Genomic DNA, 11,933 nt, shown 5'->3' on the forward strand with positions numbered 1-11,933 from the left:
GGCCCGGCGCCCAACTCCCCGATTCATCAACGGTGTACGGGGAGTTGCTGGGACACCGGGGCGCAGGAAACGCCGCGGGGGGGGGGGGGGGGGGGGGGGGGGGGGGGGGGGGGGGGGGGCGCCCGCCCCCCCCCCCCCCCCCCCACCCCGGTGGACGTCAGCGCCTGGCCGCCAGCCGCAGGTCACCCGCGGTCACCTTGCGGGCGTGCTCGCTCTTGAGCAGGGCGTGCGGGTAGCCGAGGTCGATCGCGCTGACCGCGTCGAGCCGGGCCAGTTGGGCGGCGGTGAGGTCGACGTCGAAGGCGCCCAGGTTGTCCTCCAACTGGGCCATGGTGCGGGCGCCGAGGATCGGCGCGGTCACGTCCGGGTTCCGCAGCGTCCAGGCCAGACCGACCTGGGCCGGGGAGCGGCCGACCTCCCCGGCGACCTCCCGTACCACGTCGGCGATGTCCAGGTTGCGGCCGGTGACCGTGCCCAGCGCCTGGTTGAAGCTCTTGCGGGTGCCGTCGTCGGCCGCGACGGCCGCGGTGGCCAGGTCCTCGCGGCGGTACTTGCCGGTGAGCACCCCGCCGGCCAGCGGCGAGTACGGCACCACGCCGAGCCCCAGCTCGCGGGCCATGGGGATCAGGTCGCGCTCGCCGCCCCGCTCGATCAGGTTGTACTCGATCTGGAGCGCGGCCAGCGGCGACCAGCCGCGCAGCTCGGCCATGGTCTGCATCCGGGACACCTGCCAGGCCGGGGCGTTGCAGATCGCCACGTACAGCACCTTGCCCTGGCGCACCAGGTCGTCCAGGCCGCGCAGGATCTCATCGACCGGTGTCGCCTCGTCCCATACGTGCAGGTAGAGCAGGTCGATGTAGTCCGTGTCGAGCTGGCGCAGGCTCGCCTCCACCGAGGTGAACAGGCTCTTGCGGCTGCCGCCGCGGGCGTTGGGGTCGCCGGGCCGGCGCAGCGAGGTGTACTTCGTGGCCAGCACCAGGCTCTCGCGCCGGCCGCGGGTGAAGGTGCCGAGCATGCGCTCGGAGTTGCCGTCGGTGTAGACGTTGGCGGTGTCGATGAAGTTGCCGCCCCGCTCGACGTAGTGGTCGAACAGTCTGCGCGCCTCGTCCTGCTCGGCGCCCCAGCCCCAGGCGGTGCCGAAGGTGGCCGTGCCCAGTGCGAGCGGTGAGACGCGCAGCCCGGAGCGGCCCAGCAGCCGGTAGGTGTCGAGGGTGAGTGACATGGTCTTCTCCCGTGCCCGTGGTTTGTTGTCGCACACCAGGCTGCTGCGGTCGGGGCGGGGGGTTAAGGGAAGGCTGTTCCTGGGAACGCCAGTCCCACCCTCGCGGTTGGACCAGACATGACGACCCACACCGTGGACACCACACAGGAGTTGGCAGCGTTCCTGCGGGCCAGGCGCGAGCGGCTCGACCCGGCCGATCTGGGGCTGCCCGTGCGCCGGCAGGCCCGAAGGACCCCGGGGCTGCGTCGTGAGGAGGTCGCCGAGTTGGCCGGGGTCAGCGTCGACTACGTCGTACGACTTGAGCAGGGGCGTGGGCTGCGGCCCTCGGCCGAGGTGGTGGAGGCGCTGGCGCGGGCGCTGCGGCTGGCGCCCGTGGAGCGCGCGTACCTCTTCAACCTGGCCCAGCAGCGCCCCCGCGGCGCGGAGAAGGCGGCCAGCGCCGCACAGCCGTCACTGGCCCGCCTGGTCAACGACTTGTCGCCGCTGCCTGCCATGTTGCTGAACCATCGCTACGACGTGCTGGCCTGGAACCCCGAGATGGCCCGGCTGCTGGTGGACTTCACCACCCTGCCGCCCGTGCAGCGCAACGCGATATGGCTGTGTCTGCGCCATCCGCAGGTGCGCGAGCTCTACGCCGACCGGGAGCGCGTCGTACGGGAGGGGGTGGCCCAGCTCCGTGCGGCGTGGGCCGCGTACCCGGGCGATCAGGAGTTGACCGAGCGCATTGCCGAACTCCTCACCTGTGATGAGGAGTTCGCGCGGCTGTGGGGTGAGCGCGAGGTGACCGTGCCCGGCCGGGGGGACAAGGTGCTGCGGCATCCCGAGGTGGGCACGATCGCCGTGCGGTTCGAGGTGCTCATACCGCTACAAGACCCCGACCAGCGGCTGGTGATCTTCCGCGCGGCGGACGGGCCGAGCCAGGCCGCGCTGGACCGGCTGTGCACGGGGTGAGACCCGACCGCGCGCGGGGTCGCCCCCGGGCACGGGCCCGCCGCGCGCTCGTACCCGTCGGTGGGTGCGAGCCGCCGCGCCGTCACCACTACGCCGGGCGGTAGGCCCTCAGGAAGGTTCGTACGCCTTCGATGATCAGCGGTTGGACGCGGGCGTCCTCGGTGGCGTTCGCCGAGCCGAGCCGGTCGAGCGCGACACCGAAGGTCAGCGCGATGAACTGATCGGCCGCGAGCCGGGCGTCGGGTACGTGCAGCAGCCCGGCGCCGGCGAACGCGGCGAACCGCTCGGCCAGCGCCTCTTCGGGGGTGTCGGCCATGGCGCTGTAGCCGCGGCCCGGCTGTTGCCCGGACTCCACCTTGACCAGGCGCTGCAAGGTGGCGTACTCGGCCGAGCCGAGCAGGTCGGTGGCGATGCGCAGGGCGAACGCGACCAGGGCGTCTTCCAGTTCGCCGGCCTCGGGAACGCCGGTCAGGGTGTCGTCGAGGGTGTGTCCGACGGTGTCGACCAGGGACTGCCCGACGGCGTCGACGACGGCCCGCAACAGGGTCTGCTTGTCGCCGAAGTAGTCGTAGATCGTCCGCTTGGACACCTCGGCCCGGGCGGCGATCGCATCGACGCTCACCCGGTCGAAGCCGTCGGTGAGGAACAGTTCGCGGGCCGCCGTGAGGATGGCGGCCCGCTTGCGCGTGGACCCCTCACGCAGCGTCTTCGTGGTCGGCATGGCCTCATCCTAACCGAACTGCACTGCACGGTGTAGTGTAGTTCTGGGGTCGGCGCGCAGCGCTGCTCGCCTCGCACGGCCCTGCACTGCCTTGCCTTGCCCTGCCCTGCTCCGCCCGGCGGGGCGCGCCCGCCCGCTTCCTGCCTCCCGGCGCTGAGCCGGAGACCTCGGCCCCGATGCCCGACGCACCACCGTGCCCCGCCCCAGCCCCACCGGGCCCACCAGGTCCAACGGGCCCACCAGGTCCAACGGGCCCGTGCCGGGCCAGGCGCGGCGACGGCGCGTACCGCCCTCGCCCCGCACGGCCATGACGGAAGGACGCCCATGACCGCAACCCTGACCCCGCCCGTACGCATCGGAAGGTCCGCCGTCGCGGCCATCGGCCTGCTGGCGGTCGCCACCGGAGCCCTGGAGTCGGTGGTGACGCCCACGCTGCCGCTCCTGCAACGCGAGTTACGCATGAGCCCGTCCGAAGGGGCGTTGCTCAGCGTCATGCTGCTCATCACCGGTGCCCTCGTCACCCCGCTCGCCGGCCGGTTCGGCGACCGGTACGGCGGGCGGCGGGTGCTGGTCCGGCTGATGGCGGTGGTCTCGGTCGGCGGCCTGGTGTCGGCCGCCGCGCCCAACCTGCCGGTCCTGCTGGTCGGACAGGTGCTCCAGGGGGCGATGGTGGGCGCGCTGCCGCTGTCGTTCATCCTGGTCCGCGACCACCTCCCCGCGGCCGAGTCGAAGGTGGCCATCGGGACGGTCAGCGGCCTGTTCGTGGCCGGCGGGATGGCGGGGACGCTGGCGGCAGGGCCGGTCGCGGAAGGGTTGTCCCGGCACTGGATGTTCGCGCTGCCCCCCGGCGCGGTCATCGTGGCCACCGTGTTGGTGCACCGCCTGCTGCCGCCCGACCCGCTGCGCGAAGCGGTGGACGCCGGCATCGACTGGGCCGGCCTGTTCCTGCTCAGCGGAGCGCTGGGCATCCTCATGGCCGTACTCGCCCGCGCACCCCAACTCCGTGCGCAGCCAACGCTGTTGGGCCTTCTGGTCGCCGCCATGGTCGGCTGCTCGATCGGTTGGGTGGCCGTGGAGCGCCGGGTGGCCGCGCCCCTGGTCGACCTGCGGCTGCTGGCCAGGCCCGCGGTGTGGAAGGCGTGCGCGCTGACCTTCGTGATGTGCGTCGGCACCTCGGTCGCCGTCTACCTCGTCCCGCAACTGCTCGCGGTGCCCACCGACGCGTACGGCTTCGGCGCCAGCGCCACCGAGATCGGCTTCTACCTGCTGCCCGGGGTGGTGGCCGCCTCGCTGGCGGGGCCGTTGAGCGGGGCCTGGGCGCGGCGGCAGGGCCCGCGGGCGGTGGTCACCACGGGCACCGTCCTCATGGTCACGGCCCTGCTCGCGCTGGCGGCCGTGCACACCGAGATCTGGCACCTGGTCGTCGGCAAGTTGCTGATCGCGCTCGCCAACGGCCTGTGTGTGACGGCCATGGTGACCAGCACCGCCACCGCGGTGCAGCACGGCGAAACCGGCATCGCCACCGGCCTGGTGCTGGTGACACGGGTGGTCGGCTACGCCGTCGGGGTGCAGATCAGCGGCGCCCTGCTCACCGCGGGCACCCCCGCAGGGTCCGCTGTCCCGGCCGAATCGGCCTTCGTCACCGGCTTCGCGGTCGCCGGGGCCGTCACCGCGCTGTCCCTGTTCGTCGCCCGCACCCTGACCAAAGGAGTCACCGAATGAACCCCACCAACCCGCCGTCCCCGTCCGGCACGGCCCGCACTGTCCGTACCCGTCCCGCGCGCCCGCGCACCGTCCTGGTGTCCGGGGCCAGCATCGCCGGGCCCGCGCTCGCCTACTGGCTCACCCGCCGCGGATGCGCCGTCACCGTCGTAGAGAAGGCGGGCGCGCTGCGCAGCGGCGGCTACCCGATCGACGTACGCGGCACCGCACTCGAAGTGGTCCGGCGGATGGGCGTCTTGCCGCGGCTGCGCGACGCGCACATCGCACTGCGCCGGCTGACCTTCCTCGACGCGCACGGCGGCGAGGTGGCGGCGGTCGCCCCGCACGCCCTGAGCGGCGGCACCGACGGCGACCTTGAGGTGCCGCGCGGGGACCTCACCCGGGCGCTGTACGAGGCGGTCCGCGACGACGTGGAGTTCCTGTTCCGCGACTCCATCGACACCATCGACACCATCGGCACCAGCGAAACCGGCGAAACCAGCGACTCCACTGATCCGTCAGGACCCGGGGTGGACGTCACCTTCCGCGGGGGCGCGACGCGCACGTTCGACCTGGTCATCGGCGCGGACGGGCTGCACTCGCGGACCCGTGGCCTCATCTTCGGGCCAAAGGAGCAGTTCCACCGCTACCTCGGTTACTGCTTCGCCGGGTTCACGATGCGCAACACTCTCGGGCTCGCTCACGAGGCGGTGTTGTGGAACACCCCGGGCCGGTGCGCCGCGCTCTACGCGCCGGGGGACGGTGACGAGGTGCACGCCCTCCTCACCTTCGCCCGCCGCACGCCGCCGCCGGGCGCGTTCCGGGACCCGCAGGCCAGCCGGGAACTGGTCGCCGAGGTCTTCGCCGACGCAGGGTGGGAGGTGCCGGGCATGCTCAGCGCGTTGTACGGGGCGGACGACCTGTTCTGCGACACGGTCAGCCAGATCCGTATGCCCCGCTGGTCCAGCGGCAGGGTGGCACTGGTCGGCGACGCCGCGTACGCACCCTCCTTCCTCACCGGACAGGGGTCGAGCCTGGCCCTCGTCGGCGCGTACATGCTCGCCGACTGTCTGGCGGGGCGCGACCACACCGCCGGCTTCGCCGCCTACGAGCAGGCCACCCGCACGTTCGTGACCCTCAACCAGGACCTGGTCGGCGAGGGGGACGCCGCGCTCTTCCCGATCACGGCCGACGCCCTGGAACGGCGCAACGCGATGTTGCGCGGCCTCAGCGCACTACCACCGACCGAGGCGCAGCCGGCACACTCGGCGCTCACGTTGCCTGCGGCGGCCGGGCCTGAGGTGGGGCTTGTGGTGGGGCCCGGGGTGTGAGGTCGGGTGGGTGTGGGTGTGGGTGTGGGTGTGGGCGTGCTCGGTGCGGCGGGTGCGTTCGGTGGGTGGGTGTGTGCGGGGTGGGTTCGCGCCGGGTGGGTCCGCGTTGGGTGGGGCCCCCGCGGGGGGGGGGGGCCCCCCCCCCCGCGCCCCCCGCGCCCCCCCCCGCCGGCCCCCCCCCCCCCCCCAACTCCACCGGGTGCAGATCGAGCGCGGCGGCGAGCCGGTCCATCTGCGCCTCGTACGCGAAGCACGCCTGGACGGCGCCGAAGCCGCGCATCGCGCCGCACGGCGGGTTGTTGGTGTACAGGGCGAGCGCCTCGATCGCCACGGCATCGACGGCGTACGGGCCGGCACCCAGCGCGGCGGCGTTGGTGACGACCAGCGGTGACGAGGAGGCGTAGGCGCCGCCGTCCAGGACGATGCGGCAGGTCAGGTACTGGAGCCGGCCGGCGGCGTCCGCCCCGTGCTCGTAGTGCAGGTGGGCCGGGTGTCGGTGGACGTGGCCGAAGAACGACTCGTACCGGTCGTAGACCATCTTGACCGGGCGGCCGGTGCGCAGCGCCAGCAGACAGGCGTGGGCCTGCATGGACAGGTCCTCGCGCCCGCCGAACGCGCCGCCGACGCCGGAGAGCGTCATGCGCACCTTCTCGGGCGGCAGGCCGAGCACCGGGGCCAGTTGCTGCCGGTCGGAATGGAGCCACTGGGTGGCGACGTACAGGTCGACGCCGCCGTCGTCGGCGGGCACCGCGAGCCCCGCCTCGGGGCCGAGGAACGCCTGGTCCTGCATGCCGACCGCGTAGTCGCCGCGGACCACGACGGCGGCCCTGGCCCGGGCGGCGGCCAGGTCGCCGCGCACGATGGGCTGCCGGTACACCACATTGGGGTGCGGCACGTGCGCCGCGTGCGCGTCGGTGCGGCCCGGGTGCAGCACCGGGGCGTCCGGGGCGAGGGCGCCGGCCTCGTCGGTGACCGGGGTCAGCTCCCGGTAGTCGACGACGATCCGGGCGGCGGCGCGGCGCGCGGTCTCCGGGTGGTCGGCGGCGACGACGGCCACCGGCTCGCCGTGGAACCGCACGACGTCCCCGGCCAGCACGGGCTGGTCGGAGATCTCCAGGCCGTAGTGGGTGGCGGCGGGCAGGTCCCGGTGGGTGAGGACCGCACGGACGCCGGGCACGCGCAGCGCGGGCCCGACGTCGATGCCGACGATCCGGGCGTGGGCGTACGGGCTGCGCAGCGTGTGCCCCCACACCTGGTCCTCGTGCCACAGGTCGGACGCGTACGCGAAGTCGCCGGTGACCTTGAGCGTGCCGTCCGGGCGGGGCGCGGACTCCCCGATGGTGCCGCCGCTGGCACCGCTCGGGCGGGTGGGGGGGGGGGTGCTCGCAGGGGTGGGGCGGCTCGGCGATGTGGTGGCGTCCGGTGATGTGGTGCTGGGGGTGGTGCCGGCCGGGATGGTGTCGGCCCGCGAGGTGGTGGCCTGCGGGGGCGTGATGCCCGCCGGGGACGTGGTGGCTGTCGGGGGCGTGGGGGTCGTCGGGGACGGGCCGTTCGGGATGCGGGGCGCGGGCATGGGTCAGGCTCCGTCCGGTTCGGCCGCGCGGGTGGCGGGGGCAGGGTCGGTCGTGCGGGCTGCCGGGCCCTGACCACCGGTAACGCGGGGCGCGGGGGCCTCGCCGTCCCCGTACCCCTTCCCGTCCCCTTCCCCGTCGCCGCAGCCCCCGTCTCCGCTCCGGCCGGCGGAAGCCTCACCGGTCGTGCGGGGCACGGAGTCCCCGTGCTGCCCGGCTGCGCACCGGCCGGCGGAACCCTCGCCGCCCGCCCCGGAGGCACGGTTCCCACCCGCCGTCCGCGCAGCGGCCAGGTGGACCGCGGCCAGGATCGTGGCGTAGCCGGTGCAGCGGCACAGATGGCCGGCGAGCGCCTCGCGTACGTCCGCGTCGGAGGGGGCCGGCTCCCGCTCCAGGAGTTCATCGACCGCCACCAGCAGCCCCGGCGTGCAGAACCCGCACTGGACGGCGCCCGCATCGAGGAACGCCTGCTGCACCGGGGCGAGCGCGCCACCCTCCGCCCCGTCCGGCCCGGCCCGCCAGCGCCGGGCGGCGTCGAGACTGGTGCCGGGGGTGGGGTCGGGGGCCGGATCAGGACGGGAGTCGGCAGCCGGGTCGGGACGGGGAGCCGGGTCGGGCCTGGGGTCCGGGGCGGGCCTGGGCTTGGGTCCGGGCTGTGGGGCGGGCTCGGGCTCGGCGGCAGATCCGGACTTCGCAGCGAGCCCAGCCCCCGAAGCAGACTCAGGCTCCGCAGCAGACCCAGGCTCCGCAGCGCGCCCGGGGCACCGCACCGGAGCTACCGGGCCCGTGCCCACCGCCGGGCCCGTACCCGCCGCCGCGGCCCGCTCCGCCGCGTACGCCGCAAGCCCCTCCACCGTCAGCACCGAACGGCCGTGCGCCTGGCCCGCGGCCACCAGGCAGGCGCAGACCGGCACCCCGTCGACGCGTACCGTGCACGATCCGCATTCGCCCTGCTCACAGGCGTTCTTGGCGCCGGGAAGGCCGAACCGTTCGCGCAGTACGTACAGCAGGCTCTCGCCCTCCCACACGTCGTCCGCGGTCTGTGGGCGGCCGTTGACCGTCATGCTGACGCGCATCGCGGTGCGCCCCCTTCCGGTTCCCCGCCGCCCGTGGCCCGGTACTCGGCCCAGGCCAGGTCCAGGGCGCGGCGGGCCAGCACCGTCACGGCGTGCCTGCGGTAGGCGGCGCTGCCGCGCACGTCGTCGATGGGCCGGCAGGCGTCGGCGACCAGGGCGGCAAAGTGTCGGGCGACGGCCGGCGGTACGGGCCGGCCGCTGGTCCAGTGGCCGCCCTCGGCGAGCGCGGCCCCGAGGAAGTCTTCGGCTGCCCCGGCCCGGACCGGGGTGGGCGCGGCCGAGCCGATGCCGGTGCCGATCCGCCGCTCGGCCGGGTGCAGCGCGAGGCCGAACGCGCACACCGCGATCACCATCGCATTGCGGGTGCCGACCTTGGCGAACTGCTGCGGGCCGGTCGCCCGGACGATCCGTACCGCTCTGATCAGCTCGTCGGGCGCCAGCGCCGAGCGCTTGACGCCGGTGAAGAAGGCGTCGATCGGGATCAGCCGGGTGCCGCGCACCGAGGCCACCTCCACCTCGGCGCCGGCGGCGAGCAGCGCCGGATGGCAGTCGCCGGCGGGCGAGGCGGAGCCGAGGTTCCCGCCGACGCTGCCGCGGTTGCGGATCTGCGGGGAGCCCACCGTGTCCGCGGCGAGCGCCAGGCCCGGCAGCGGACCGCGCAGCCGGGCCGTGATCCGGGCGTACGGGACGGCGGCGCCGAGCCGCACCCGGGTCGCGCCGACCTCCCAGTCGTACAGGTCGCCGATGCGGGTGAGGTCGATGAGGTGGGTGGGACGGCAGCGGTCGAAGTTGATGTCGACCATGACGTCCGTGCCACCGGCGATCGGCACCGCGGCGGGGTGCGCGGCCTTCGCGGCCAGCGCGTCGTCCCAGGTGGCTGGGCGCAGGAACTCCATGCTCGTGCTCTCCCGCTCTCTTCGCGTGCGCTTCTCACCCGTCCGGCCGGTCCGGCTCCCGCCGATCCGGTGCGTCGGCCCTCTCCTCCGCCCGGTGCGCCGCGCCTCTCCTTCGTACGGTGCGTACGGCTCGCGCCCGTACGAGCCGCGCGGCTCACTCATCCACCCGGCTCAGTCATCCGCCCGGCCCGTACTCCCGTCATGCGGCCGGCGCGTACGGCTCGCATCCCGTACGAGCCGTACGGGTCACTGATCGGGCGCGAACGGCTGCGCTTGCCTCCTCCTTCGTCCGGCGCCCACGCCGAGCCGGCATGTGTCCGACGCGTACGGCCGCGCGCCCGTCGGGCGTCGGATGCCCCGGTCGGCCGTCGGGCGCCCGGGCCGGCCGTGGCGCGTGCCCCTGAGGGCAGTGGTGCGGGCAGCGGTTGGCTGGCCAGCAACCCGGTCTTGTAGATTCGAACGAACGACATGGAGCGCGGGCTCTGGCGATCGCCCCACGTGACCTGGGCTACGGGTACCCCGCACCGGCCGATCCGCACGGCCGGGTGCCGGGTGCACGCGCTCCGCGCCGTATCCGCCCTCCCCCTCACGCCCCACGCCCACCCACCGGGCGCCGCGCCCCGCGGCCCGGCGCCCGGGTCCGCCCCACGAGACAGATCGGCTGACGAGACGATGCGGCTGCGCGCCCTGCTGGAAACCGACGCCCTTGGCCTGCGCCTGCTCGGCGGCGAGGAGGAGCTCGACCGCACCGTGCGCGGCGTGATGACCACCGATCTGCGCGACCCGAGCCGCTACCTCTCCGGCGGCGAACTCGTCCTCACCGGCCTGGCCTGGCGCCGCGAGCCGGCCGACTCGGAGCGCTTCGTCCGCATCCTGACGGCGGCCGGGGTCGCCGGGCTCGCGGCCGGTGAGGCGGAGCTCGGCGCGGTCCCCGAGGACCTGGTGCTGGCCTGTGTCCGGCACGGGCTGCCGCTGTTCTCGGTCGTCGAGGACGTCGCCTTCGCCTCCATCACCGAACACGTGGTGCGGCAGGTCTCCAGCGAACGCGCCGGCGACCTGGCCGCCGTCGTCGACCGCCACCGCCGGCTGATGACTTCGGGCCCCGCCGGCGGCGGCCCCGAGGTGGTGCTCGACCTGCTCAGCAGCGACCTCGACCTGCGGGCCTGGGTGCTGTCGGCCGCCGGTCGGCAGATCGCGGGCTCGGCGGTGGCCGGGCAGGGTCCCGCGCTGACCGGTGCGCTGCGGGCCAGGCTCGCCGGCGAACACCTGGCCGCGGTGCGCGCCGGGCGCACGCCCCCGTACCGGCTGACCACGGCCGCCGGCACGTACTCGCTCTTCCCGGTGCGCAACAGCGGACGCGGCGCACCCGCGGGCGAGGTGCGCGAGACGGTGCTGTCGGACTGGCTGCTGGTGGTGGAGGCGGACGCCGGCGACTGGCCGGCGGAGCGGCTCGACCTGCTGTACGGGGTGACCCAGTTGATCGCCGTCGAGCGCGACCGCAGGGATGCGGCCCGTACGGTGCGGCGCCGGCTGGCTCAGGAAGTGCTCGAACTGGTGCAGACGGGCGCGCCGCCGGCGGAGGTCGCCGCGCGGCTGCGGGTCGCCGCCCCGGTGCTGCTGCCCGGGCTCGGCAGCGCGCCGCACTGGCAGGTGGTGGTGGCCCGGGTGGAGTGGGCCGGCGCCGAGGGGCCGGGCGGGCCCGTGGCCCGGGCGCTGCTCGAAGAGAGCCTGGGGGACCCGGCGGCGCCGGGGCCCGAGCCCTCGGACCGGATCGCGGTCGCCCACACCGGGGACGAGGCGGTGGCGCTGGTGCCGCTGCCCGCGCTGGCCGGCGACGGGCCGGGGGCCGATGCGACGGTGCACGCCGAAGCGCTGCTGGCTGCGGTGCGCGAACCGCTCGCCCGCGGCCTGGCCGACGACGGCCGGCTCACCATCGGGGTCAGCGCGGCGGTGTTGTCGGCCGAGGGGCTGCGCGGCGCCGTGGAGGAGGCCAGGCACGCGCGCCGGGTCGCCGCCGCCCGCCCCGGCACCGTCTGCGCGGCCGGGCACCAGGAGTTGGCCTCGCACGTGCTGCTGCTGCCGTTCGTCCCCGACGACGTGCGGCGCGCCTTCACCGCCAGGTTGCTCGACCCGCTGCGCGAGTACGACCGCCGGCACCGGGCCGAACTCATCCCCACCCTGGAGGCGTTCCTCGCCGCCGACGGCTCCTGGACCCGCTGCGCGGCCCGGCTCCACCTGCACGTGAACACCCTGCGCTACCGGGTGGGCCGCATCGAACAGCTCACCGGCCGCGACCTGGCGCGGCTCGAAGACAAGTTGGACTTCTTCCTGGCGCTGCGGCTGAACTGACGGCCGGTCGGACGCTCCGGTGACCGGCGCGCCCTGGGGCGGGGCAGGTCGGGCGCTCCGGGTGGCCGCGCGGGTGCTCCGGAGCCGGGGGCGCGCGGCCCCCCCGGGGCGCGGG

At 75.1% G+C, this 11,933-nt stretch carries 8 protein-coding genes and 3 pseudogenes; 4 read left to right on the forward strand and 7 right to left on the reverse strand.

Annotated elements, in window-relative coordinates:
* The coding region (locus tag AAHZ94_RS17475) for a hypothetical protein (protein ID WP_349993845.1) at positions 1 to 186 on the reverse strand (186 nt) is incomplete at its 3' end.
* Complete coding sequence (locus AAHZ94_RS17480) at positions 158 to 1,222, reverse strand: aldo/keto reductase (protein WP_349993847.1); 1,065 nt, start codon at positions 1,220 to 1,222, stop codon at positions 158 to 160. The genes AAHZ94_RS17475 and AAHZ94_RS17480, both read right to left, overlap by 29 nt.
* 117 nt (positions 1,223 to 1,339) lie before the next feature.
* Between AAHZ94_RS17480 and AAHZ94_RS17485 the strand changes: the two genes are divergently transcribed.
* Positions 1,340 to 2,173 (forward strand): helix-turn-helix transcriptional regulator, encoded by an 834-nt coding sequence (locus tag AAHZ94_RS17485; RefSeq protein ID WP_349993848.1) that lies wholly within the window; start codon positions 1,340 to 1,342, stop codon positions 2,171 to 2,173.
* Positions 2,174 to 2,261: 88 nt separating this feature from the next.
* On the opposite strand, the gene AAHZ94_RS17490 is transcribed toward AAHZ94_RS17485, so the two are convergent.
* Positions 2,262 to 2,894, reverse strand: coding sequence for a TetR/AcrR family transcriptional regulator (locus tag AAHZ94_RS17490; protein WP_349993849.1), 633 nt, complete (start codon positions 2,892 to 2,894; stop codon positions 2,262 to 2,264).
* A gap of 324 nt (positions 2,895 to 3,218) precedes the next feature.
* On the opposite strand from AAHZ94_RS17490, the gene AAHZ94_RS17495 reads away from it, so the two are divergent.
* Positions 3,219 to 4,616 carry an MFS transporter gene (locus tag AAHZ94_RS17495; RefSeq protein WP_349993850.1) on the forward strand — a complete coding sequence of 466 codons (1,398 nt, stop codon included), beginning with the start codon at positions 3,219 to 3,221 and terminating at the stop codon, positions 4,614 to 4,616.
* Positions 4,613 to 5,926, forward strand: a complete 1,314-nt coding sequence (locus AAHZ94_RS17500; RefSeq protein ID WP_349993851.1) for an FAD-dependent monooxygenase — start codon at positions 4,613 to 4,615, stop codon at positions 5,924 to 5,926. Before AAHZ94_RS17495 ends, AAHZ94_RS17500 begins: the two co-directional genes overlap by 4 nt.
* 187 nt (positions 5,927 to 6,113) lie before the next feature.
* On the opposite strand, the pseudogene AAHZ94_RS17505 reads toward AAHZ94_RS17500, so the two are convergent.
* From AAHZ94_RS17505 to AAHZ94_RS17520, 4 genes and pseudogenes are all read right to left on the reverse strand, one after another.
* Positions 6,114 to 7,499: pseudogene (locus tag AAHZ94_RS17505) on the reverse strand (xanthine dehydrogenase family protein molybdopterin-binding subunit); the annotation flags it as partial.
* Between the two features lie 276 nt (positions 7,500 to 7,775).
* Positions 7,776 to 8,051: pseudogene (locus tag AAHZ94_RS17510) on the reverse strand ((2Fe-2S)-binding protein); the annotation flags it as partial.
* A 231-nt stretch (positions 8,052 to 8,282) separates the two neighbouring features.
* Positions 8,283 to 8,573 (reverse strand): annotated as a pseudogene (locus AAHZ94_RS17515) ((2Fe-2S)-binding protein); the annotation flags it as partial.
* Positions 8,558 to 9,469: an FAD binding domain-containing protein gene (locus AAHZ94_RS17520; protein ID WP_349993853.1), complete on the reverse strand. Its 912-nt coding sequence runs from the start codon at positions 9,467 to 9,469 to the stop codon at positions 8,558 to 8,560. The gene AAHZ94_RS17520 and the pseudogene AAHZ94_RS17515, both read right to left, overlap by 16 nt.
* 672 nt (positions 9,470 to 10,141) lie before the next feature.
* Between AAHZ94_RS17520 and AAHZ94_RS17525 the strand changes: the two genes are divergently transcribed.
* Positions 10,142 to 11,818: a PucR family transcriptional regulator gene (locus AAHZ94_RS17525; protein ID WP_349993852.1), complete on the forward strand. Its 1,677-nt coding sequence runs from the start codon at positions 10,142 to 10,144 to the stop codon at positions 11,816 to 11,818.
* The last annotated feature ends 115 nt before the right edge of the window (positions 11,819 to 11,933 follow it).

Origin of the sequence: Streptomyces sp. HSW2009 (assembly GCF_040240285.1) — a bacterium.
Classification (GTDB): domain Bacteria; phylum Actinomycetota; class Actinomycetes; order Streptomycetales; family Streptomycetaceae; genus Streptomyces.